The organism is uncultured Desulfosarcina sp. (assembly GCF_963664155.2).
Lineage (GTDB): Bacteria > Desulfobacterota > Desulfobacteria > Desulfobacterales > Desulfosarcinaceae > Desulfosarcina.
Map to the genome: position 1 here is coordinate 1,894,368 of NZ_CAXXXH010000001.1, position 24,277 is coordinate 1,918,644.

The following is a 24,277-nucleotide window of genomic DNA, read 5'->3' on the forward strand; positions in this document are numbered from 1 at the left end:
TACATTCAGGAGGATCATTTATGACCACCCAGGACATTTTCAATGCAGTCATCGCCTTTGACGAGGCAACGGTAGTCGCCAAGACCCAGGCGGAGCTGGACGGCGGCACGGATATTTCCGCGATTCTCAACGACGGGCTGATCAGCGCCATGGACGAGGTCGGCGAGCGTTTTTCCGCCGGCGAACTCTTCGTGCCCGAGATGCTCATGGCCGCCCAGGCCATGAAAGCAGGCCTGAAGATCTTGAAGCCCCACCTGAGCGCCGGCCAGAGCAAGAGCAAAGGTGTTGTGGTCATCGGCACGGTCAAGGGCGACCTGCACGACATCGGCAAGAACCTGGTCTCGATGATGATGGAAGGGGCCGGCTTCGAGGTGGTGGACCTGGGGGTGGATGTGGAGAGCGAGAAGTTTGTCAGGACCGCCGCGGAAAAGAGTGCCGACGTGATCGCCCTGTCGGCCCTGCTGACCACGACGATGCCGTCCATGGAAAGCACGGTCAAGGCGGTGAAAGAGGCGGGCATGACGACCCGGACCATCATCGGCGGCGCGCCGGTAACCCAGGCCTTTGCCGACCAGATCGGTGCCGACGGCTACAGTGCCGACGCCCCCGGAGCGGTCAAGCTGGTCAAGCAGCTGGTGGCGTAACTGCAGGCTTTAAGATTTAAGGCTGAAGGTAAAAGCAAAAACAATGCTGTCATCCCCGCTCAAGGCGGGGATCCAGTGCTTTGAACAGGAGTATTTCGCCATGATCATTATCGGAGAACTGATCAACGCCAGCCGCAAGGCGATCAAGGCGGCCATCGAAGCCGGGGATGCGGCGGCCATCCAGCAGGTGGCCACCGACCAGGCTAAGGCCGGTGCGGATTACATCGACGTCAACGCGGGCATTTTCGTGGGCCAGGAGCCCGAATACCTCAAGTGGCTGGTTCAGACCGTGCAGCAGGTCACCGACAAGCCCTGCGCCATCGACAGCCCGGACCCGGGTGCCATCGAGGCGGCTCTGGCGGCCCACCGGGGAACGCCCATGATCAACTCCATCAGCCTGGAGAAGGATCGCTACGACAAGCTCATGCCGATCATCGCCGGCACGGACATGAAGGTGATCGCCCTGTGCATGAGCGACGCGGGCATGCCCCAGACCGTGGACGACCGCATGAAGATCGCCGACACGCTGGTGAACGGATTGGTCAAAAACGACATCCCGGTGGAGAACATCTTCGTGGACCCGCTGGTGCAGCCGGTATCGGTGGACAACAGCTTCGGGACGGGGTTCATCAACGCCATCGAAAGGATCGTGGCCGCCTTTCCGGGCATCCACACGGCCTGCGGGCTGAGCAACATCTCTTACGGGCTGCCGGCGCGCAAGTTCATGAACCAGACCTTCATGACCATGGCGATTGCCAAGGGGCTGGACGGGGCGATCATCAACCCGCTGGACAAGCGCATGATGGCCAATATCGTCGCCGCCGAGGCGCTGGCCGGCCGGGACAACTTCTGCATGAACTACCTCAAGGCCTTCCGGGCCGGCATGTTCGAGGGGTAATACACCCAAAGAAGCCGGATCCGGTGTGATAGCGGATCCGGCTTCTTCTGTTTCCACGCTTCACCTTCGCTCATCCGCCCATCGTTTTTCAGCCCTGCAAAATCCGCGTTTAAATTGTCACAAAATATGATAAGATTTTATGTTGATTGACCCTCTTTACCCGATACCACTATTTTCATTGAGAGGAAAAACGATCGATGAGCACCGATCCCAACAAAGTTATCTATTCCATGATGCGCGTCAGCAAGTTCTACCATAAAAAGCCGGTTATCAAGGATATTTCCCTGAGTTACTTCTATGGAGCGAAAATTGGTGTACTGGGCCTCAATGGCTCCGGAAAAAGCACATTGCTGAAAATTATGGCCGGTGTGGACAAGGACTTCAACGGTGAAACCATCCTGTCCAAGGGCTACACCATCGGCTATCTGGAACAGGAACCGCTGGTTGACGAAACCAAATCCGTTCGGGAAATTGTCCAGGAAGGGGTTCAGGCGACCGTAGACCTGTTGAATGAATTCAACCGGATTAATGAACGCTTTGCCGAACCCATGTCCGATGATGAAATGGACAAACTGATCCAGCGCCAGGGTGAAGTTCAGGAGAAACTCGACGCCATGGATGCATGGGATCTGGATTCCCGACTGGAGATGGCCATGGACGCGTTGCGCTGCCCCTCCGGTGATACCCCGGTAAACGTCATCTCCGGCGGAGAGCGTCGCCGGGTGGCCCTTTGCCGCCTGCTGCTCAAGAAACCGGACATCCTGCTGCTGGATGAGCCCACCAACCACCTGGACGCCGAATCGGTGGCCTGGCTGGAGCAGCATTTACAGCAGTACGCCGGCACCATTATCGCCGTCACCCACGACCGGTACTTCCTCGACAACGTAGCCGGCTGGATTCTGGAACTGGATCGGGGCCAGGGCATTCCATGGAAGGGCAACTACAGCTCGTGGCTGGAGCAAAAGCAGAATCGATTGGCCAACGAAGAGAAGTCCGAAAGCGAGCGCCAGAAAACATTGAAACGGGAACTGGAATGGATCCGCATGGCACCCAAGGGCCGCCGGGCTAAATCCAAGGCGCGCATCACCTCCTACGAGAAACTGATGGATCAGGAGAATGATCGCCTGGCCAAGGATCTGGAAATCTATATCCCGCCCGGTCCCCGGCTCGGAAACATCGTCATCCAGGCCAAGGCCGTCACCAAAGGGTATGGAGACAAGCTTCTGGTGGAAAACATGGAATTCTCCCTTCCTCCCGGCGGCATCGTGGGCGTCATCGGGCCCAACGGTGCCGGCAAGACCACCCTGTTTCGCATGATTACCGGTCAGGATCAGCCGGATAACGGATCGATTGCTATCGGTGAAACGGTGAGCCTGGCCTATGTGGACCAAAGTCGTGATGTCCTGGATCCGGAAAAAAATATCTGGGAAATGGTTTCCGGCGGCCAGGATACCATCGAACTGGGCAATCGCCAGATTAACTCCCGGGCTTACGTGTCACGGTTCAACTTTTCCGGATCCGACCAGCAGAAAAAGGTGGGCATGCTCTCCGGCGGCGAGCGCAACCGGGTGCACCTGGCGCGCATCCTCAAATCCGGGGCCAACGTACTGTTGCTGGACGAGCCCACCAATGATCTGGATGTCAACACCATGCGGGCCCTGGAAGAAGCCTTGGAAAACTTCGGCGGATGCGCCGTGGTGATCAGCCACGACCGCTGGTTTTTAGACCGCATCGCCACCCACATCCTGGCCTTTGAGGGCAACAGCCAGGTAGTCTGGTTCGAGGGTAACTACTCCGACTACGAAAAAGACCGTAAAAACCGCCTGGGCACTGCTGCCGATCAGCCCCATCGAATTAAATACCGGCAACTGACAAGATAAAACAATGGAAGGGTTTTGGGGTTGAGGAATTAAAAGACCGGGAATTTTAGGTTCAATCACCAATCCCCCAATTCTACAATTTTCATTCATGTCTTTTCCAACGGTCGAGATAACCCTGCCCGCCTGGATGGATGGCGCCCTGACCGACAGGAATCATCCTTATCCCACTGTGGCTGATCGCATGGCCCTGGTGATCGAACTGGCACGCAGAAACGTGGATGCAGAAACCGGTGGACCATTCGGGGCAGGCATCTTTGAGTTGCAGTCAGGTCGGCTGGTGGCACCGGGCGTCAACATGGTAATCCCCGGCAACTGTTCGGTGGCCCATGCAGAAATCACCGCCATCATGGTAGCCCAGAAAATAATGAGGACCTTCGACCTGGGGGAGGAGGGGTTGCCGCCTATGGAATTGGTCTCCAGCACCGAACCCTGTGCCATGTGCCTCGGCGCCGTGGTGTGGTCCGGCGTGCGTCGGCTGGTTTGCGGTGGCCGGGATGAGGATGCCCGCGGCATCGGCTTTGACGAAGGCCCCAAACCGAGCAACTGGAAGGTTGCACTGGAAAAACGGGGCATCGCCGTGCTCCGGGACGTCGCCCGAAGTGATGCGGTGGCTGTGCTCAAGCACTACGTGGATCGTGGCGGATGGGTCTACAACGCCCGTCAGTCTGCCGCTCCATAGGTGGTCAGCCGGCTTCCTAACACCAGAAAAACGGATGGGTTCTCATGGAAAAATTCAGGACGCTGATAGCCCGGTTCGTCGGATTTTTCACCACCACCATCTGGCATGCCCGCCGCCGTGAACGCTCGGCCGCCCAGTGGCTGCTGATCCGGCTGTTGAGAACCATGATTCTCTCGATCCAGGGCTTTGCACGGAATCATGGCCCCCTGCGGGCATCGGCGCTGACCTTTTTCACCCTGCTGTCACTGGTACCGGTGGCCGCCATGGCGTTTGGCATCGCCAAGGGGTTCGGATTCGAGCGAAGGCTGCAGCAGGAGCTGCTGGATAATTTTTCCGCCCAGCAGGAGGTCGTCCAGCAGGTCATCGGATTCGCCCAGAATATGCTGAACAATACCAAAGGCGGCATGATTGCCGGCATCGGCGTCATCGTCCTGTTTTGGGCGGTTATCAAGGTGCTCAGCAACATCGAAAGCTCCTTCAATCACATCTGGGGAGTTCGCTCACGCAAATTTATCCGCAAACTGAGCGATTACCTGACCATCATGCTGGTCTGCCCGGTGCTGGTGATCATGTCCGGCAGCCTCACCGTTTTCATCACTTCTCAGGTTACGGCCATCTCCGGCCGGTTCGAGCTGCTGCAAATGGTGGGTCCGGTCATTTATGTGGGGCTCAAGCTGCTGCCCTACACGCTCATCTGGATATTGTTCACCCTGATTTATATGATCATGCCCAACACCCGGGTGCGCTTCGATGGTGCCCTGCTGGCTGGTGTAATTGCCGGCAGCGCCTACCAGGCCGTTCAGGCCGCCTACATCCACTTTCAGATCATCGTGTCTAAGTACAACGCCATCTACGGTAGCTTTGCCGCCCTGCCCCTGTTCTTGTTGTGGCTGCAGATCAGCTGGTTTATCGTTCTCATCGGTGCGGAGATTTCCCATGCGTACCAGCATTCGGACCATGTGGATGATTCGGCCGGCAGCCGGGAGATGAGCATTTTTCAAACCAGGCTTATAGCGCTGATCGTCTGCCGCCATGTGGTTAAATTGTTTCAGCAGGGTCTACCGGCCCAGACGACAACGCAGATTGCCGAAGAACTGGCCCTTTCACCGGCCCTGGTGGACAACCTGTCCGATCTTCTGGTAAGAGCAAAGATCCTGGTGCGAATCGACAGCGATTCAGACGATGGACAGGCCCTGCAGCCGGCCCGGGATATCGGCAGCCTGACGGTCAACGCTGTGGTTGCCGCATTGGAGGATGTGGGGAAAAGCGGCCAGCCGCTGACGCATCTGCCCGATGTGGCAACGCTCTCCGAAACCCTGACGGCATTCCGATCGGAACTTGATCGATCGGCTGCCAACCGGCTGGTCATGGACGTCTGAAAAACGGCTAGACCTTACGGAGGTCATCAACCATGCAACAAGTCAACGACATTACCCATATCATCGCCCTGACCATGGGCGCAGCCTGGGCTGCGGGCATCAATCTGTATGCGGCCATCGCCACCTTGGGAATTTTGAGCGTGACCGGCAACATGACCCTGCCGCCGGACCTGCAGGTGCTGGCCAACCCCCTGGTCATCGGCGCCGCCTGCCTGATGTTTGCCGTGGAGTTCATCGCCGACAAAATGCCCGGGGTGGACACCGGCTGGGATACGATTCACACCTTTATCCGGATCCCGGCAGGTGCCCTGCTGGCCGCCGGGGCCGTGGGCGAATTGAATCCTGCGGTGATCCTGGCCGCCGCTCTCCTGGGCGGAACCCTGGCCGCCGGCACGCACGGCATGAAAGCCGGTTCCCGTCTGCTGATCAACACCTCGCCCGAACCCTTCACCAACTGGACGGCCTCCATCGTGGAAGACCTCATGGTCATCGGCGGCATCTGGGCGGCGGTTAACCACCCCTGGCTGTTTTTCGTCCTGCTGGCCATTTTCATCCTGCTGATGATCTGGCTGCTGCCCAAATTGTGGCGGGGCATCAAAATGCTGGCCGCCAAGATCAAGGCGCTTTTCACGCCGCGGCAAGCCACGCCGCCGTTAAACTGACCCAATATCAGGGTAACCGAATGGCTCTATTCATCACTCTTTTTGTGACATCGTTCATCGTGGCCCTTTCCGGCGCCGTCATGCCCGGCCCGCTGCTGACCGTCACCATCACCGAAAGCTCCCGGCGGGGAGTGATGACCGGCCCGCTGCTCATCGCTGGTCACGCCCTTCTGGAACTGGTCCTGGTGCTGGCCCTGCTCATGGGCCTGGCCCCTTTGTTGAAAATGGAGCCGGTATTTATCGTCATCGCCCTGGCCGGTTCAGCGGTTCTGCTGTGGATGGGCATCGGCATGCTAAAATCACTGCCAACCATGACCCTGGTCACCGAAGGCAGTGACATCGGAGGAAAGAATCTGATTCTGTCCGGCATCATCATGAGCCTGGTCAACCCCTACTGGAGCATCTGGTGGGCCACCATCGGTCTGGGCTACATCCTTCACAGCATGAACGCCGGCGCCTTGGGCGTGGTCGCCTTTTTCACCGGCCACATCCTGGGGGACCTGTTCTGGTATGCGGCCGTGTCCACCGCCATCTGGAAAGGCAGGCGGCTGCTCTCCGACCGGGGCTACCGCATTTTAATCGGCACCTGTGCCGTCTGTCTCATCGTCTTCTCCTGCCTGTTCGCCTGGTCCGGTATGCGGAAACTCATCGCTTAGCGGGTTCAAGAACACATTCCTTTTTCGCTCTTGGCATTTTTCCCTGATGTTCATGCGCCTCTCAACCGAATCGGCCCTACCGGATAGAAACGTTCAGGTCGAATATTTTAAGACAGACCGATCTATTTTTTGGATCGGCTGGAAAAGACCAATATCTGGTTCGGTCATGCCGACATGGCAAAAATCACCATCAAATGGGATCACCCCACCTTATACCGCCTGACCCCACCGTTCACAGCGGAGTTCCCGAGGCTGACCAACTGATCATGGGCGGAAAGGATCAACTGCTCGGTAGTTTCCCAGTCGATGCAGGCGTCGGTAATGGAAACCCCGTATTGCATGGTTTCCAGGTTACCGGTGTTTTTCTGATTTCCCGCCTTCAGGTTGCTCTCCAGCATCATGCCGATGATGCTGTCGTTCCCGTCGATGCGCTGATTGATCACATCCTGCCACACCGATGCTTGAAGGGTATGGTTTTTTCTCGAATTGTCGTGAGAGCAATCCACCATGATCGCCCGGGTCAGCCCTTTGGCCTCCAGCATGGCTCTGGCTTCATTGATGCTGACGGTATCGTAGTTGGGCCTGGATCCACCACGCAGCACAATGTGGGCATAAGGGTTGCCGGTGGTTTTAACGATACAGGTCTGACCGTCCGGATCGATGCCTAAGAAATGTTGGGGGGATGCGGCGGCAATCATGGCATTGATGGCGGTGGACAGGTCTCCGTCGGTGCAGTTTTTAAACCCAACGGGCATGGAAAGGCCGCTGGCCATTTCACGGTGGGTCTGGGATTCGGTGGTCCGCGCACCAACGGCAGCCCAGCATACCATTCCGGCAATGTACTGGGGGACGATGGGGTCCAGCATTTCAGTGGCGGTGGGGATACCCATTTCCGTAACCCGGATCAGCAGGCTGCGGGCTTTCTGAAGACCGGCGTTAATGTCGTAGCTGCCGTTGAGCCAGGGATCGTTGATCAATCCTTTCCAGCCCACATTGGTCCGGGGCTTTTCAAAGTAAACCCGCATCACCAGCAGCATGGTGTCCGCAACCGTATCACTCAGAGTTTTGAGCCGCCGGGCATAGTCCAGGGCCGCCGCCTCGTCGTGGATGGAGCAGGGACCGGTGATTACCAGCAGCCGGGGATCCATTCCGTCGAGGATGTTTGAAATGGCCCGCCGTCCTTCCACCACCGTGCGATGAGAGGTTTCATTGAGAGGAAGCTGGTCTTTCAACTGGGACGGTGAAATGAGCGGGTCAAATTTTTCTACGCGAATGTCGTAAGTCTTTTCCATGCTGGTTTTCCTTTCCGGTCGAAGATTGGGTTTCTAATTCTGGGATCCACAAAACAAAAAAGCCGCGGGCGGTTTCGCCTGCGGCTCTTGCTTTTTCCTTGGTATTGTGGGTTCAGCAGATCACAGGCGCACCTCGGCTGAAATAAAAATAAAAACCGAAATAAATTGCGCGGGTGACTGGCTTTTTACTCATGGTGAAAATGACCTTTTTGATTAGATGCTATGCCTGTAACACAGGGTTTTCAAAGATGCAAACCCCAAAGTAAAAAAAGGCCGCTGCAACCAGCGGCCTTTTTTTACTTCAATCAACCATCAGGTGATTCAATCGCAAAGTTCAAACAGGGCGGCCGCACCCATACCGCCGCCGATACACATGGATTCCACACCGTATTTAACGCCTTTGCGCTGCATGTTGGCCAGCAGGGTGGCACATAGTTTAGCACCCGTGCAGCCCAGAGGGTGACCCAGGGCGATGGCACCGCCATGGATGTTGATCTTGTCCATGCTGTCGGCAAGGCCAAGCTCACGGATGCAGTACAACGCCTGGGATGCAAACGCTTCGTTGATTTCCCACAGGCCGATGTCGCTGGTTTTCATTCCGGCCAAGTCCAACAGCTTGGGAATGGCATAGCGGGGGCCCACACCCATTTCATCCGGCTCGCAGCCAACGGTAGTATACATTTTCAGCTTGGCGATGGGTTTCAGGCCATATTTTTTGACCGCTTCTCCGCTGGCAACGATCGTTGCGGCAGCGCCGTCAGTGGTCTGAGAGGAGTTGCCTGCAGTGACCGATCCATTGACCGCAAACACCGCGCGCAATTTAGCCAGACCCTCCTTGGTAGTGGTGGCCCGGACGCCGTCATCAAAATCCTGGATGAAGGTTTCCTTCTTGTAGGTCCCGTTGTCCTGAAGCACATACTTGGCGGCCGGCGTAGGCACAAGTTCCGTATACAACCCTTCTTTCTGGGCCTTGACCGCCTTCATTTGGGAATCGTATGCAAAGGCATCCTGGTCTTCACGGGTCACGTTGTACCGGTTGGCCACGTTTTCCGCAGTGATCCCCATGGACGCGTACAGGTCTGCGTGAGCCCGTGAATGTTCGGGATGAGGGCGGGGCAGATTGCCGCCCATGGGCACGTAGGTCATGGATTCAACGCCACCACCCATGGTGATTTCAGACCAGCCGGCCATCACCCGCAGCGATGCCAGGGCAATGGCTTCCAGTCCCGAAGAACAGAAGCGGTTGACCGTGGCGCCAGAAACAGTGATGGGAAAACCGGCAATCTGGGTGGCCAGCCGGCCGATGTTCAACCCCTGTTCCGCCTCGGGAAAAGAGCAGCCGATCATGACATCGTCGATGATTTTGGGTTCGATGTTGCCGGCTTTTTCAACCGCCGCCTTCATGATGAAGGAAAGCAGGTCTTCCGGCCGGGTATCTTTCAAGGCCCCTTTGCCTCTGCGGCAGCCTGGGGTCCTGACGGACGTTACGATATATGCATCTCTCATGGGTATTCCTCCTTTACGATAAGGCGATCGGATCGATTAGTTTCTCAGGGGCTTGCCGGTGGTCAGCATGTGCTCGACCCGGGCAACGGTCTTTTCCTGTTTCCAGAAATCGACGAATGCCTCTCTTTCCAGGTTGAGGATGATCTCTTCGTCAACGGCGCTGTTGGTGCGCACATCGCCGCCACTGATGACGTAGGCGATCCGTTTGGCCAAAAAGGCGTCGTATTCACTGACATATTTAGCCGACTGCATATTGAACAACTCGGCATCGATCATTCCCTGGGCGGCCGCACCGAACACCTTGATGGGCCGTTGGACCGGCGGTGCGTAGCCTTCATCCACCATCTTGAGGACCTCTTTTTTGGCTTCGCCGATGAGGTAATCCCGGTTGAAAACAATCCGATCCTGCGGGCCGAGGAACCCGTTGGCCCGCGCTTCGGCGGCGGACATGGAGACCTTGGCCATGGCAATGGCCATGAATGTGGGGATGAAAAATTTGGCCAGGTCCATATCGGTCACCGGTCCGGGAATGGTACTCGTCATTTTACGCCACAGGTTCAGGCATCCGCCGCCGCCAGGCAGCAAGCCCACGCCAATCTCGACCAGACCCATGTATAACTCGCTGTGGGCCACGATCTTGTCAGCAGCGCCCAGACACACTTCGCAACCGCCGCCGAGGGTCAGGCCGTAAGGGGCCGCCACCACCGGGAAACTGGCATAGCGAACCTTCTGCATGCCGGTCTGTGCCTTTTTGAGGAACGCATCGATTTCGGCATATTTTCCTGCTTTGGCCAGGCCGGCCATGAAAGCCAAGTCACCGCCGGCGGAGAAAGCGCCGGGCATGCCGCCCGCCTGATTCCCGATTACCAGACCGGCTCCGTTGGCATCCACATAGTCCATGCCTTCGGCCATGAAATCGACGATTTCGCCGTTGATGGCATTCATCTTGGTATGGAATTCCAGGCAAAAAACATCATCGCCGATATCCACCAGGGAGGCGGACTTGCAGGTTTTCACGGTCTTATTGTCTGCCTTGAGGCCGGCCAGGGAAATGATATTCTCACTGGTTTTCACCGGTAGGTAGCTGCCACTGGAAAAATCGTAAAAATTGGATTTGCCGTTTTCCAACTTGTAAAAGCTGTCGTAACCGGCCGCCAGCATGGATTTGACAGATTCGGGAACGGTGAGGCCGTCGGCTTCCATTTTGGAGACTGACGCCTTCACACCGATGGCATCCCAGGTTTCAAAGGGACCCATCTCGAAGTTGAAGCCCCACTTCATGGCGTTATCGATTTCCACAATGGTGTCGGAGATTTCCGGAATCCGGTTGGCCGCATAGATCAGATTGGAGGCAATCGCCTTCCAGGCAAACCGGGCGCCTTTGTCTTCACCGTAAACAACCGCTTTCATCTTTTCCGACAATGATTTGGCAGCCTTGGCGGCAGCCAGGCAAGGCAGTTCCGCCTTACCATATTCGGTATGCGCCAGGCTGGCCGGATCGATGACCGTGCGGATTTTTTTCCACTCGGGAGTCAGATCGGTCTTGTAAAAACCCACCTTGGTTTTTTTCCCCAGCATCTTACCCTCGATCATTTTACCCACAAACGCGGGCATGACGAAATCGGCGCGGGCCTCGTCGTCCTCGACCAGGTCGTAAGTGTTTTTAGCCACGTGGGCAAGAGTGTCCAGGCCCACCAGGTCTGCCGTCTTGAACATGGCTGTTTTCGGACGGCCCATGGCCGGCCCGAAGAGGGCATCCACTTCGGGGATGGTCATGCCGTCTTCCAGCATCAGCTGCATGGTTTTTACCATTCCCTGAACGCCGATGCGGTTACCCACGAAATTGGGCGTATCTTTTGCCCAGACGATGCCTTTGCCCAGAATGCGCTCACCGTAATCAGCCATAAAGGCGAGCACGTCGGGAAGGGTCTCTTCGCCGGGAATAATCTCCAACAGTTTCATGTAGCGGACCGGGTTAAAAAAGTGAGTGCCGAGGAAATGCTGCTTGAATTCGTCGCTCAACCCTTCGCTCATGCTTTTTAGCGGAATACCGGAGGTATTTGAGGAGACGATGGAATTGGGCTTTCTCACCGGCTCGATCCGTTTGAGCAGGTCCTGTTTGACCTTCAGGTTCTCGACGACGACTTCCACGATCCAGTCGCATGCCGCCAGTTTGTCGAAATCGTCCTCCAGATTGCCGATGCTGATCAGGTCGGCATCCTTGGACTGCATAAGCAGCGCCGGCCGGGACATGAGAACCGTATCGAGACCGGCCTTGGCGATTCTATTTCTGGCCACCGGATTTTTCTTTTCATCTTCCTTTAAGTCAAACGGAACGATGTCCAGCAGCAGCGTCTTCACACCGGCACTGGCCAGAAGCGCGGCAATGCCTCCGCCCATCACGCCGCTACCGATGACCGCTGCCTTTCTGATTTTCCTGGTCATAATATCCTCCTGCAGATTTGAGTTGCCCCTATTTCATTTTAACGCGTATGAAAAACACGTCACCCGCGCGAAACAGATTTCAGCACGGCATCAATCCGGTTGGGGTGGTTTCCGGCACCGCCTGAGACCGGTATTGCCATAAAATGGCCGGTGCCGGAAACGACCTGAGATTCGCTCTTCCCTGCCCGGTTCACACAAGATCCCGGACACAATGCTGGATTCTGGATACAGTTATGGACTTTTTGTTTAACCAAGGCCTCGATGAATTCGGACAAGGTTGAGCGAAAATGAAACTTATTTCTGAATGAACGTTCATTCATTTATCAGAGGAAGAAACGCGCTGTCAAGTCCAAAACGATTTCGATATTATCTTTCGAGACAAATTCAATATTTTTCTCATTAAAACAAATGTATAAAAGGCGGCAACGCGACGACGACCCGTGCGTTTGCTGCCGGGATCAGGCCCCGGATCAGCCAAATGAATTCAAATTCAGTATCTCAGGTATGGCTGACAGCGTGAATTATTTAATTTCAGGGGCTGGCCTGACAGGAATCAATATTGGCAAAACAATTTACCATTTAAATATAGGTTCGAGGAGGATTGTCGATCTCAAGTATACATGACCCGCCGAAAGAACATCCTTCAAATTTTGAATATTGATGAATGGATATTCAGTCAGGGAATAGGCTTGCCGTCGGCAAAGGCCGGTTCATGCAGCGGCAACAGAATGTCGGCCATCTCCTTGACCCGGATCATGATGTCGTAAGCGTCGTAGGCGTTCACATGAGTACCGGGAGGAATCACGTCCATTTCCATGGCCCGGATCTGCTGTGGCGGGAAAAAGTTTTCGTTAATCACGCAAAATCCGGTGATGGCCGCTATGCCGCCGGCCGTCTCCACCAGTACTGTCAGGCCGCCTTCGGTGTGGACGGGAGTGTGCATGACCCGGATGCCATCGGCGATCTCTCCGTCAGCCTCCACGAGTTGGATCTGGCCGTTATCCTCAACCTCCTCGATGTAGTCTTCCACGTATCGGAAATCCAAAGGGTGAGGGTTGTGGATGTGCGCCATTTCTTTTGGGTGGACGAAGATCTTCGCGTTGGTGCATCTGTAGTCGTTTTCGCAATGGTCGTTGTGAAGGTGGGTATGAATCACCGTATCGATGTGCTCCGGCGTCAGTCCATACTGGGCCAATCCTTCTTCGAAAGTATAGATCCGCCCACCGATGGCCCGTGCACGATCGTCAGACTGCACCGGATGCATCTCGCCGGTGTCCACGATAATGGGTCGGTCACCGCCTTCCAGATACCAGCAATAGATAGGAATCGTATACGGTTTCCCGTAATCATGCTGGTAGGTCATCATGCCCTTGTCAAACTGCTTGGTCCCCATAACGATGGGATGGATGCGATACTGGGTCACCGGTAAGTCTCCTTGCGTCAGGGATATCCCAAAACGGAATCAACTTTAATTTTAGGGCATATGCTTTTTCAGGTCAACGCTTTTAACCCGCGTTTCGTTCCCGTGTTGACAGCGCTGATTTCGCCCCCTATAGATGAGGCCCATTCACCAGATGCATCTGGCGAAAAAATCACCGCTGTTTGACAGTCGAACATTGACATTTGGTTTTTTCATCAACAGTTTATCTATACCTTCGTGGAAGGACTTGGCGCTGCATTTCAGCAACCCCCAAAGGACCTTTATATGGCCACAACAAACGATATCGTGCTGATTCATTTTGAGGACCAACCCTTGAGCTTCGCCAGGATTGAAGAGATTCTTCCCGATAACAAACCGGACTGGTACCATGTGAAATTGCTTATGCTTCAGATTCCACTGCAGGTGGTCACATGGATTCTGCGGGACCGGTATATCAAGGGCGACGAGTTTACCATGAACGGAAAACGGATGCGTCTGGAGCGGGTCGTCTGCCCGGAAACAGCGCTGGAAAAGAACGATCTCCCCAAAGACGTTCCCGGAGAACAACCCATCCCTTCCAATGGCAAGGGCACAGTGATCTCCCTGGCCGACAAGCTTAAACGCTAAATCAGCGTAACCTTATTGTCATGATCGGTGAACTGAAACAAATTCTGTCCGTTTCCAGAAGAACGGACATTCCGGCCTTTTATATGACCTGGTTCATGGATCAGGTGGCCCGGGGATTCATCGAGGTGATCAATCCCTTCAACCGGCAGGCCAGGCAGGTCATCGTATCACCGGAACGGGTCCACACTATGGTATTCTGGTCCAAAAACTTCGGGCCATTTCTGGCAGGCCGCTACGGAGAGCACCTCCGGGACGAGGGTTACCACCTGTTTTTCAACTTCACCGTCAATTCACGATCGCCGATACTGGAGCCGGGTGTGCCGGACCTGGATCAACGGCTTGGCCAACTCCGGCAGCTTTGCCACCGGTTCGGGAGTGCATCGGTACAATGGCGCTTCGACCCCATCTGCCATTTCTCCACGCATTCGGGCACGAACCTGACCAATCTCGATGATTTCGAAACCATCGCCGCAGCAGCAGGGGAATGCGGTATCGACACCTGCACCACCAGTTTCATGGACCACTATCGAAAAATTGAGCGGCGAACCCGAAACCGGATAACCTTTGTCGAACCGCCGGCGGCTGAGCGAGTAAAAATTCTGCTGAACATGGAAAAAGCCCTGTCGCCCCTGGGCATTGGGCTGGCCCTGTGCTGTGAAAAAAACACTCTCGGACAGCTGCCCCCGGAATCCACCATCAAGGCAGGGGCCTGCATTTCCGGCCAACGGATCATGGGGGTTCATGGTGGCAGGGTCTCCCTTCGTCCGGATTCCGGCCAACGAAAAGCATCGGGATGCGAATGCACCGTTTCAATGGATGTGGGTTCTTACAGCCTTCATCCCTGCCACCACAACTGCCAGTTCTGCTATGCCAATCCCGCCAGTGACCAAAGGCGCCACCAATGAAAATCGGTTCCGTTGAAACCGACAATTTCACCGTGCTGGCACCGCTGGCCGGCATCACCAACCTGCCCCTGCGGCTGCTGGCCAAACGGGCCGGTTGTGGGCTGGTCTGCTCGGAAATGATCAGTTCCAACGGTCTGGTGTACGGTTCCGGCAAAACCGTGCAACTGCTGGACAGCATTCCCGAGGAAAAGCCGTTATCGGTGCAGCTTTTCGGTTCTGACCCACAGGTTATGGCCGATGCAGCCCGTATTGTCCAAGACTCCGGTGCCGATATTGTGGATATCAATTTCGGCTGCTCGGTAAAGAAGATCCTTAAAAGCAATTCGGGATCGGCCTTGATGAAAAACCCGCCGCTGGCCCAACGGATCCTCGAATCGGTGAGAAAGGCGGTTTCCATCCCCGTGACCATCAAGATCCGAGCCGGCTGGGAACCATCCGGGAAACAGGCCATAGAGATCGCCCGGCTGGCCGAAGGTTGCGGGGTGGATGCCATCGCCGTTCATCCGCGTACGGCCACCCAGGGTTTTCGGGGAGAGGCGGACTGGTCGATCATCGCCGCGGTCAAAAAGGCCCTGACCATTCCAGTGATCGGCAACGGGGACGTATCGGCGCCTGAAGATGCACTACGCATGTTAAATGAAACCGGCTGTGACGGGGTGATGGTTGGACGGGCCGCTATCGGTAATCCCATGATCTTCGGTGGGATGCTGGCGGTAGCCCAGGGCCGGCCGGCTGCGGCGCCGGATGATGGCCAGCGCATCGACATGATGATCGGCTACCTGCAGGACTCGGTGCGCTATCTGGGGGAAAAAACGGCCTGCCGAATGATGCGCAGTCGCTTGTGCTGGTTTGTGAAGAGCATGCGCAACGCCGGACAGTTCCGCAGCGCAATCCGGTTTATCGCTTCAGAAAAGGAAGCCACGGAACTGATCCGGAAATACGCTGAATCGATTTCAGTAGAAGCAGAGACATTAATTTACAAATAGATTCGTCGCGTCTGTACCGAAATGATAGATTTTTGGTTCAGGCCAACGCCGCAGAGCCAAAAAACATAGGCGCAGCCGCTTTACGTAGAGGATTTCAAGTGGGTGAAAACCCCGGCCTGGACCGAAAGATGCCATTGCCGGATGGCTGCAACCTATCGCCCCGGAATCAATATGCTGCCAACCGGAGGTATTTCCCCCGATTCGGGTGTCCCGGAAGATTGCCGGGGCGACACTCGGCTGATGATAATTTCGCCGATTTTTAGTCCGGGTACGATGTAACGCTGGCCATCTACGCCGGTCAGGATCGCGCTGCCATCCAGCACGCTGAACCGATCTCCTACCTCAATGCCCACCTCGCTACCGGCCATAAGGACGCAGGAGCTGTCCTCGATGGAAGCAACGGCAGATACCCATTTGCTGTCTTTGATGGCATCGCCCATCTGTTCGCCGAGTTCTTCGCCCATTTCTTCGGCTAATGTGACCAGATCGTCAACCTGTGCTTCCTGTCCGTTGCGGATGATGCCGGCCTGGTCTTCGTCGACATCGACTTCATCGGTCAGGATTCTTAAGGCCAAACGAGCGCCCGTCGCCGCATCATATACCGCCGCCGCCGTCTGAATCTGAATGCTGTAGGCCACATCTTTAAAAAACCAGAAGCCCGTCTTCCGGGTACGAAGCCGAATATCCATGAGCACGGGGCTCACCACGGCGTTCATGCCTTCCTGCCGGGCCAGTCCTGACAGGGTGAACACATCGATGTCTCTGTTGGCGATCCGCGGCGGGTTCCACAAGAATGGAGGGACGTCTGCTTTACCCGGCACCATTAACACCGCATTGGAAGCATTCAATTCCAGGCTGGATAAAAAAGCTGCCAAAAATGGTGAAGACACCTGCGCACTGGTAAAAATGGTCGCATTGGACAGCGCCAGAACGCCGACCGATTTCCGGTATTTGCTGCTCTCGGGAAAATCGCGAATGGTCTTTTGCTCCGCGGGCCGGTAAGAGGAGGAAATCCCGCACCCGGAAAGCGAGAACACCACCAGCAGCGACAACAGCAGTCTGATTTTTTTCCGCCCAACCATAGCAATCATGATGTCGCCTCATATCGGGCACAGACATCGGCGGTCAACCCGCCCCTTGATGTGAAATGCCCGGTCACTTCCATCACCTTGGGTTTCAGCACCTGCACCAGATCATCGAGGATCCGATTGGACACGTGCTCATAAAACATGCCTACGTTGCGAAACTGAAGCAGATAGTATTTCAAAGACTTCAGTTCGACTATTAACTTGTCCGGCGTATACCGGATAGTGATAGTGCCGAAATCCGGTAGGCCGGTCATGGGACAGACCGAGGTAAATTCCGGCTGAGAAATGGTGATGACGATATCCCGTTTACCCTTATAATGATAGTCGATGGGATCAAGCACATCGGTGGTAACGATGTCCGGCTTATCCACCGTGTAGCGGACAGTGTGATCATAGGATTTCATGGGCCTCTCCAATCGGTTACTGTTGGGGCTTCTTATTAAAGGATGGCGGAAACCGTGTCAAACGTTCTGTTGCCCCTTTCCGCTTCGGACAGGGACCGTCTCTGTCGGCAGGCTGCGGTTGACTTACGGCAGGCTTCCTGTTAACAGGTCAATATATTTAATAATATGATCCGTAAAGGCGGGTGCTGATGAAAAAGGCAAGCCAAGACGAGCAGATCCTTCGGGCCACCAAAGAGATCGTTGTCAAGTTCATTGAAACCGGTCGGATTTCACCCACGGGCTTTCCGGAAGCCTTCAAGGCCATCTACCAGGCGGTGGATGAAACCGTGAGGCTCTCGGCGGCTCCGGAAACAGAAGATGAAAATTCCGGGGAGGCTGCCGGATAGACAACCCCCCCCGAAATGATGGGTTGTGTGGGTACAGATCAGGCAGCGTAGGTCAGGTTGAAGCTGACCGATTCGCTGAGAGTCTGAATTTTCTGAACAAACGACGTTTGCAGGGTCTGAACCACATCCCGGCTCATTTTGTCTGTAGGCGCGCTGTCCACTTCACCGTTTCGGTATCGGCCGAAGAGATCCTCAACCGATCTGGCCAGCTGCTTGCGGTGGCCGCGGAAGCCTTTGACTTTATCGGTCATGTCGTCGGTCAAGCGGTCGATGCGATTCATCAGCCGCTGGATGCGGCCATGGCCACGGCGGTGGGAATGGTCGTCCTTTTCCGCTGCCATGCCGCTGATCTGGACCTTCTCCTGCTCGGCATATACGACTTGCCTCTCCTGGGAAAACGCCGCTTCCAGACTGGAGATGGTATCCAGTTCCATCAGTAGTTCCCCATCCTTGGCCATTTCCTGTAGATCCCCGGAAAGAAAATCATCGATCATGGAACCGATGGCTTTCATGGCCCTACGAATATCTTCCAGTTCCGATTCATTGAGATCCCCGGTGACTTCAATGGCAATGTTCTGGCTGCTGGAGAATTCGAAAAATGCCGTTTGGGAGGATACGGCCCAGCCGTCCTTATAGGAATCGCTGCGGTAAATGCCGGCGTTGGCCTCCACGGCAGAAGCCATGCTGAGCGTGACCGTGTCCCCCTCGTCGGTGGTGATGGTAAGGTCCGTACTCTGGTTCAGGGACATGGATCCGGCTCTGGTCTGTTCCGCCTGGTAGCTTTTGCCGCCGACGAAGGCCCCATGGGGAAATGGGGCAAATGATTCTTGATGGGCAATCGGGTTCATTCTAAACGCCTTTCTTTTGAAGGAGAACCTTCTGTTCTCATTGGGTTTTTTTTGTGATCGGTTTCCGGTAGATCACCCCAGTTTCGAAAAGTGGGCCACAGACGGGTAGATTACCTTCTTACCTGACCACCAATGGTCACCGCTGCTGTTTCAGGATGCGTGTTCCACACGATCTTAATAGCTGTATCGGTCGTAGTCAGATGAAGTTTAATCTAAAAATGGATTCTGTGTTAAAAGACAGAACAAGAGAACAAAGCCATTGAGGGCTGTCTCGTTGGGTTGATCAATGTTCCCCTAACCCGTTGTATAAGAAGAAAAAATCAGGGAGCATCCAATGCCTGGGGCCAGAGGTAGTAAAAGCCGGCATCCAGGGAAAGCAGGTCGCCGATGGGACCCATGTCCACCATCGGCGTTAGATTGGCATGGGTGCCGCTGGTGAGGGTATTGTAAAAATTGTCGTTGGGGTAATCGGTTCGCCGATAGGCCACTACCCGGGCGTCGGGATTGAGGGCGGCGAGCGCTTTGGCATCGGCGATGGCGTCCTGAAGATAACCGATCTTATCCACCAGACCCGCTGCAAGGGCATCCTCGGCCAAAAAAATCCGGGCATCGGCAACGGTGGCCAGGCGTTCGCCCTCCAGTCCCCGGTGCTGTTTCACCAGATCGACGAACCGCCGGCCCAATGCATCGGCCAGGTCCTGCAGCATGTTCTCCTCGGCTGGCGTGATGGCGCGGAACGGCGATCCCATGTCCTTATTCTCACCGGATTTGTTCACCCGCACGTCCACACCGATCTTTTCCATGAGCCCCGACACCTGAGGCCGCATCAGGATCACACCGATCGAGCCGGTAACCGTGGTGGGATGGGCCATGATCACATCCGCCGGCAGGGACACATAGTAGCCCCCGGAAGTAGCCAGGTTCATCATACAGACGACCACCTTCTTACCGGTGCGCTGTTTGAATGCAGCAATTTCATGGTAAAGAATGTCGCTGGCCGTCGTGGTGCCGCCTGGGGTATCGATCTTGAACAGTACGACCTTGACACGGTCATCCTTTTCAGCCAGCCGCAGATGGGAGACGACCTCCTGCACCATGCCGGGCATCGTCCGCGTGACCCGGCTCTTGGGGGAATCGGTGATGACGCCGGTAATGGGAACCATCAGGATCTTGTCATCCGCCGTGCCGTCGAGCGTCACCTCCCGCAGCGGATCGGAGGCATCTGAAAAGAGGGTGATGCGTGGGCTGGCGCAAGCAACAAGCAGGATTGCAAAAAGACCGGTGAACATAAGGTCGGTGCATTTTTTCATATCAAACCTCCGGGGTAATTCACTTTCAGGCCCTATCAGTGGGCCTCGGCCCAGTTCTGTCCGCAGGCCATGTTGACTTTCAGGGGAACGGCCAGCTCCCAAACGTTTTCCATGCCTTCCCGAACCAGCGCTTTTGCATCGTCAAGTTCATCGGGCGGTACCTCGAATATCATTTCATCATGCACGGAAAGAAGCATGGCGGTTTTCATTCGCTTTTTGCGCAGTGCCCGGTCCACGCCGATCATGGCCAGTTTAATCAGATCCGCGGCGGTGCCCTGGATGGGCGTGTTGATGGCGGTGCGCTCGGCAAACTGGCGCACGTTGCGATTGGTGCTGGCGATATCCGGCAGCTGACGGATACGACCTAACAGCGTGCTGGTTTTACGGGTAGTGTGGGCCGTCTCGATGGTTTTGTCGATGAAGGCCTTGACGCCCTGGTAGCGGGAAAAATAGTGGTCGATATAAGTCTGGGCCATCTTGTTGCTGATTTCCAGCTCCCGGGCCAGCCCGAAGGCACTCATACCATAGATGATGCCGAAGTTGATGGCCTTGGCCTGCCGCCGCAACTCGTCGTTGATCATCTGGGGAAAGATCTGAAAGACCTCGGTGGCCGTTCGGGTATGAATGTCTTCATCATCTTTAAAAGCCTGGATAAGGATCGGATCCTCGGAACAATGGGCCAGGATTCGCAGCTCGATCTGGGAGTAATCGGCTGAAAGCAACTGCCAGCCCTCGCGCGGTACGAAGGCCTTTCGGATTTCCCGGCCCTCTTCCGTGCGGATGGGAATGTTCTGCAGATTGGGGTCGCTGCTGCTCAGTCGACCGGTGGCGGCAACGGTCTGGTTAAAAGAGGTATGGATGCGTCCGGTTTCCGGGTGAATCAGTTCCAGCAGGGCATCGGCATAGGTGGACTTGAGTTTGGCCAGCGTCCGGTGGCGCAGTACCAGGGCGGGCAATTCGTGGCTGCGGGCCAGCGTCGTAAGCACCTCAACATCCGTCGAGTAGCCGGTTTTTTTCTTAGTTTTTTTCTGGACCGGCAGGTTCAGTTTCTCAAACAGGATCCGTCCCATCTGCTGCGATGAATTGATATTGAACGTCTCACCGGCCAGGTCGTAAATCTGACGTTCGAGAATGTCCAGCTGTCCGGCAAAGGATTTTGACAGATCATGCAGCCGGTCCCGGTCAACACAGACGCCGGTCATCTCCATCTCCAGCAGAACCGGCAGCAGGGGCATCTCCACCTGCTCCATCAGTTCTGTCAGTCCATTTTCTTTCAGCAGGGGAACGAACACATCGTGAGCGGCCAGGGTGATGTCGGCATCCTCGCAGGCATAAGGGACTGCCTTTTCCACAATTACCTGGTCGAAGGTAACGGCAGTCTTTCCCTTTCCCGCCACTTCGGCGTAAGTGATGTTCTTGTGTCTCAGGTAATCCAGGGCAATCTGGTCCAGACCATGGGCCCGCTTGCCGGGATCGATCAGGTAGGAAGCCACCATGGTGTCAAAGTTGACACCGGCCAGGTCGACGCCGTGACGCCGCAGCACCATCCAGTCATACTTGATGTTCTGGCCGATCTTTTCGACGTCAGGGTTGGCCAGCACCGGCTGCAGACGTTCCAACACGGCCTTCAGCGGAAGTTGTTCGGGGGCACCCAGATAGTTGTGCCCCACCGGAATATAAAAGGCCTCACCGGGGGTAAGGCAAAACGAAAGCCCCACCAGTCGTGCCCGCATAGGATCCACTGATGTGGTTTCCGTATCCAGGGCAAACCGTTTGGCACCTTCCAGTCGGCGCACCAGTTCATCCAGGCCATCCATTTCCAGGATGGCGCCATAATGCCGCTCGACAGATGGGTCTTGGGAGGCATATTCCTGTTGCAGCTGCCTGAACTCCAGCTCGGCAAAGAGCCGGGTCAACGCTTCATCGTCGGGCACCCGCGCTTTCAAACGGTCCGGTTCGAATTCGACAGGCACATTCCGGTCAATGGTCACCAGTTCGCGGCTCAACAGGGCCTGCTCCTTGAACTCGATCAGATTTTCCTTCTGCTTTTTCTTGGTGATGGTGTCGATACCGACGAAAACCCCATCCATGCTGCCGAAGGTTTTGATCAGGTCCACGGCCGTCTTTTGGCCGATACCGGGAACGCCGGGTATGTTGTCCGCCGTATCACCGGACAGGCCCATCACGTCAATCATCTGCTCAGGTTCAAGGCCGAAGGCTTCTCGGATGGCGGAAGGATCGAGGATCTTGTCTTTCATGGGATCCCAGATCGTGCAGTGCTCGGTTACCAGCTGCATAAAGTCCTTATCCCCGGTAACCATGACCACGCGAAACCCGTTTTTTTCTGCATGGCGGGCCAGCGTGCCGATGAGGTCGTCTGCCTCGTATCCCGGCATCTCGAATACTGGGATGTTAAACGCCTCCGTGATCTTGCGGATCCAGGGCAACTGCTGAACCAGATCCTCGGGCATCGGCGGCCGGTTGGCCTTATACGCTGCATAGCGGTCGTGGCGGAAGGTGGGGCCCTTGGCATCGAAAAACATGGCCACATGGTCCGGGGATCGGTCCGCCATCAGCTTGATCAGCATACGGGTAAACCCGAAAGTGGCGTTGGTGGGCAGTCCACTGCTGTTGGAAAGCCCCCGCACTGCATGGTAGGCTCGGTAAATGTAAGCGCTGCCATCGATCAGGTAAAGCGTCGGGGTCGTCTGTTTCAAGTCCGGCTCAATTGGCGTTGACACGAAGGTGCTCCTGCATTAGTTAATGTCGTTTCGGCATGTTGGCCGCATGGTAGCATTAACCATCTTAAACGACAAGACTTCAGATAGTTAGCGATAAGCGATGAACGACACTACAACCCGGCCGGCCAGACGATACCGGCGACGGCAGAAAGGACCGAAAATATGCCACTGCTGCTCGAAAGAAGTTCTCTTCTGCTGGAGCTGCCGTTGCGGTTTCCTGATCTGCCAGGACTGCATGTATGAGAATGTGTGGGGCATGTCCTGCAATGGCATAACCTGGCAGTGTCCGGATTGCGGCGGCCAAAACGGGTTCGGGAACCAGTAGATGCCTAAACAACACCTGAAATCCGATCTGCTCTTCCTCCTCAGCGCCGTCATCTGGGGCTTTGCCTTTGTAGCCCAACGGATGGGCATGGATCATGTGGGACCGTTCACCTTCAACGGCATCCGCTTTTGCCTCGGCGCCATGGTGTTGGTTCCATTTGTTTACGGCAACCGCAAAAATCCGCCCCAAATAGATCAAGGCCGCAACCCGATCCAGAACAAAAACCTTGTTTATTACGCCGGACTGGCCGGACTGGCCATTTTCGCCGGCGCGTCCCTGCAGCAGGTGGGGCTCGTCTACACCACCGCCGGCAAAGCGGGATTCATCACCGGCCTGTATGTGGTAATCGTCCCCATCATGGGGCTGTTGTGGGGCCAACGCACCAACGCAGGTACGTGGGGCGGTGCATTGATGGCTGCCGTCGGTATGTACCTGCTCAGCGTCAACGAAGACTTCACCGTCTCCTTCGGCGATCTGTTGGAATTGATCGGAGCCGTGCTGTGGGCCTGCCATATCCATCTGATCGGCTGGCTCTCCCCTAAAACTGATTCCCTGCGGCTGGCTTTCATTCAGTTCATGGTGTGCGCCGTGACCAGCCTGATGACGGCCGTGATGATAGAGACCGCCAGCGTTGTAGACGTCGCTGCCGCAGCCCTGCCCATCATCTACGGCGGAGTCCTGTCCGTGGGAGTGGCTTACACCCTTCAGGTAGTGGCCCAACGCCACGCCCATCCGGCCCATGCTGCCATTCTGCTTAGCCTCGAAGCGGTTTTCGCCGCCGTGGGCGGATGGCTTATCCTTGGAGAAGTGATGTCAGGCAGAGGAATAATTGGGTGTTCACTGATGTTCACGGGAATGCTGGTTTCCCAGCTTTACGGAATGGTGGCAAAAATACGATCAGAAGCGGTTATTGGGTAGGATCTGTCCCCAAATGGCAAACCTTGGGTTTGTGCCCGGTTTCGTCAGCAATCGTGTTGGCTCCATCGGGCCATTCTCCTTTAGGATCTTCAGCATCTCCGACTGAAATGGGGTCAGCATCTGGTTTTTCCCGGCGTGTTTTTCATAGGTCTTGGCGCTGTGCACGGCCCATGGATCGAAGGTTTGTAGCGGCGTAAGCACATCGATGTAGCAGTCCTCGCAAAGGGTTTGTCCAAGGTGTTCCCTTTCCTCTATAGGTTCAATCGTCTGGTTGCAGC

Annotated in this window: 22 protein-coding genes; 12 read left to right on the top strand and 10 right to left on the bottom strand. The window is 55.7% G+C overall.

The features are described from left to right. Positions 1 to 20 precede the first annotated feature (20 nt). From ACHZBS_RS08540 to ACHZBS_RS08570, 7 genes are all read left to right on the top strand, one after another. On the top strand, positions 21 to 644 hold the full coding sequence (locus tag ACHZBS_RS08540) for a corrinoid protein (protein WP_319406076.1): 624 nt from the start codon (positions 21 to 23) through the stop codon (positions 642 to 644). A 43-nt stretch (positions 645 to 687) separates the two neighbouring features. Continuing rightward, positions 688 to 1,542 (top strand): methyltetrahydrofolate cobalamin methyltransferase, encoded by an 855-nt coding sequence (locus ACHZBS_RS08545; RefSeq protein WP_319406077.1) that lies wholly within the window; start codon positions 688 to 690, stop codon positions 1,540 to 1,542. A gap of 197 nt (positions 1,543 to 1,739) precedes the next feature. Continuing rightward, entirely contained in the window at positions 1,740 to 3,422 is a 1,683-nt protein-coding gene (gene ettA / locus ACHZBS_RS08550; RefSeq protein ID WP_319406078.1) for an energy-dependent translational throttle protein EttA, read from the top strand. Between the two features lie 88 nt (positions 3,423 to 3,510). After that, a complete protein-coding gene (locus ACHZBS_RS08555) occupies positions 3,511 to 4,101 on the top strand; it encodes a nucleoside deaminase (RefSeq protein ID WP_319406079.1) in 591 nt (196 codons plus the stop codon). Positions 4,102 to 4,145: 44 nt separating this feature from the next. Then, positions 4,146 to 5,480 (top strand): YihY/virulence factor BrkB family protein, encoded by a 1,335-nt coding sequence (locus ACHZBS_RS08560; protein WP_319406080.1) that lies wholly within the window; start codon positions 4,146 to 4,148, stop codon positions 5,478 to 5,480. 32 nt (positions 5,481 to 5,512) lie between these two features. Continuing rightward, positions 5,513 to 6,142: a DUF4126 domain-containing protein gene (locus ACHZBS_RS08565; RefSeq protein ID WP_319406081.1), complete on the top strand. Its 630-nt coding sequence runs from the start codon at positions 5,513 to 5,515 to the stop codon at positions 6,140 to 6,142. Positions 6,143 to 6,162: 20 nt separating this feature from the next. Further along, the gene (locus ACHZBS_RS08570; RefSeq protein ID WP_319406082.1) at positions 6,163 to 6,798 is read left to right on the top strand and encodes a LysE family transporter; all 636 of its coding nucleotides are present in this window, start codon (positions 6,163 to 6,165) and stop codon (positions 6,796 to 6,798) included. Between the two features lie 200 nt (positions 6,799 to 6,998). Here ACHZBS_RS08570 and ACHZBS_RS08575 read toward each other — a convergent pair whose 3' ends face one another. From ACHZBS_RS08575 to ACHZBS_RS08590, 4 genes are all read right to left on the bottom strand, one after another. After that, a complete protein-coding gene (locus ACHZBS_RS08575) occupies positions 6,999 to 8,090 on the bottom strand; it encodes a 3-deoxy-7-phosphoheptulonate synthase (protein ID WP_319406083.1) in 1,092 nt (363 codons plus the stop codon). Positions 8,091 to 8,411: 321 nt separating this feature from the next. Then, positions 8,412 to 9,596, bottom strand: a complete 1,185-nt coding sequence (locus ACHZBS_RS08580) for a thiolase family protein (protein WP_319406084.1) — start codon at positions 9,594 to 9,596, stop codon at positions 8,412 to 8,414. 36 nt (positions 9,597 to 9,632) lie between these two features. Then, positions 9,633 to 12,041, bottom strand: coding sequence for a 3-hydroxyacyl-CoA dehydrogenase NAD-binding domain-containing protein (locus tag ACHZBS_RS08585; protein ID WP_319406085.1), 2,409 nt, complete (start codon positions 12,039 to 12,041; stop codon positions 9,633 to 9,635). 676 nt (positions 12,042 to 12,717) lie between these two features. Further along, positions 12,718 to 13,464 (bottom strand): N-acyl homoserine lactonase family protein, encoded by a 747-nt coding sequence (locus ACHZBS_RS08590; protein ID WP_319406086.1) that lies wholly within the window; start codon positions 13,462 to 13,464, stop codon positions 12,718 to 12,720. Between the two features lie 282 nt (positions 13,465 to 13,746). On the opposite strand from ACHZBS_RS08590, the gene ACHZBS_RS08595 reads away from it, so the two are divergent. Genes ACHZBS_RS08595 through dusB form a run of 3 tightly spaced genes read left to right on the top strand, consistent with a single transcriptional unit; the run spans position 13,747 to position 15,979 of the window. Next, on the top strand, positions 13,747 to 14,088 hold the full coding sequence (locus ACHZBS_RS08595) for a hypothetical protein (protein ID WP_319406087.1): 342 nt from the start codon (positions 13,747 to 13,749) through the stop codon (positions 14,086 to 14,088). A gap of 20 nt (positions 14,089 to 14,108) precedes the next feature. Next, positions 14,109 to 14,993 (top strand): DUF1848 family protein, encoded by an 885-nt coding sequence (locus tag ACHZBS_RS08600; RefSeq protein ID WP_319406088.1) that lies wholly within the window; start codon positions 14,109 to 14,111, stop codon positions 14,991 to 14,993. Then, positions 14,990 to 15,979, top strand: a complete 990-nt coding sequence (dusB, locus tag ACHZBS_RS08605) for a tRNA dihydrouridine synthase DusB (protein WP_319406089.1) — start codon at positions 14,990 to 14,992, stop codon at positions 15,977 to 15,979. Before ACHZBS_RS08600 ends, dusB begins: the two co-directional genes overlap by 4 nt. A gap of 152 nt (positions 15,980 to 16,131) precedes the next feature. Here dusB and ACHZBS_RS08610 read toward each other — a convergent pair whose 3' ends face one another. Both ACHZBS_RS08610 and queF read right to left on the bottom strand, forming a co-directional pair. After that, entirely contained in the window at positions 16,132 to 17,070 is a 939-nt protein-coding gene (locus ACHZBS_RS08610; protein ID WP_319406090.1) for a hypothetical protein, read from the bottom strand. Beyond that, the gene (gene queF / locus ACHZBS_RS08615) at positions 17,067 to 17,471 is read right to left on the bottom strand and encodes a preQ(1) synthase (protein WP_319406091.1); all 405 of its coding nucleotides are present in this window, start codon (positions 17,469 to 17,471) and stop codon (positions 17,067 to 17,069) included. The genes ACHZBS_RS08610 and queF overlap by 4 nt, the downstream gene beginning before the upstream one ends. Before the next feature lie 188 nt (positions 17,472 to 17,659). On the opposite strand from queF, the gene ACHZBS_RS08620 reads away from it, so the two are divergent. Beyond that, entirely contained in the window at positions 17,660 to 17,857 is a 198-nt protein-coding gene (locus tag ACHZBS_RS08620) for a hypothetical protein (protein ID WP_319406092.1), read from the top strand. Between the two features lie 38 nt (positions 17,858 to 17,895). On the opposite strand, the gene ACHZBS_RS08625 is transcribed toward ACHZBS_RS08620, so the two are convergent. The 4 genes from ACHZBS_RS08625 to ACHZBS_RS08640 form a co-directional block, all read right to left on the bottom strand. After that, positions 17,896 to 18,705 (bottom strand): hypothetical protein, encoded by an 810-nt coding sequence (locus tag ACHZBS_RS08625; protein ID WP_319406093.1) that lies wholly within the window; start codon positions 18,703 to 18,705, stop codon positions 17,896 to 17,898. Positions 18,706 to 19,025: 320 nt separating this feature from the next. Then, entirely contained in the window at positions 19,026 to 20,015 is a 990-nt protein-coding gene (gene sppA / locus ACHZBS_RS08630) for a signal peptide peptidase SppA (RefSeq protein ID WP_319406094.1), read from the bottom strand. 35 nt (positions 20,016 to 20,050) lie between these two features. Next, positions 20,051 to 22,756 carry a DNA polymerase I gene (gene polA / locus ACHZBS_RS08635; RefSeq protein WP_319406095.1) on the bottom strand — a complete coding sequence of 902 codons (2,706 nt, stop codon included), beginning with the start codon at positions 22,754 to 22,756 and terminating at the stop codon, positions 20,051 to 20,053. 87 nt (positions 22,757 to 22,843) lie between these two features. Continuing rightward, complete coding sequence (locus ACHZBS_RS08640) at positions 22,844 to 23,029, bottom strand: hypothetical protein (protein WP_319406096.1); 186 nt, start codon at positions 23,027 to 23,029, stop codon at positions 22,844 to 22,846. Positions 23,030 to 23,081: 52 nt separating this feature from the next. On the opposite strand from ACHZBS_RS08640, the gene ACHZBS_RS08645 reads away from it, so the two are divergent. Next, on the top strand, positions 23,082 to 23,999 hold the full coding sequence (locus tag ACHZBS_RS08645) for a DMT family transporter (protein ID WP_319406097.1): 918 nt from the start codon (positions 23,082 to 23,084) through the stop codon (positions 23,997 to 23,999). Positions 24,000 to 24,277: the final 278 nt, after the last annotated feature.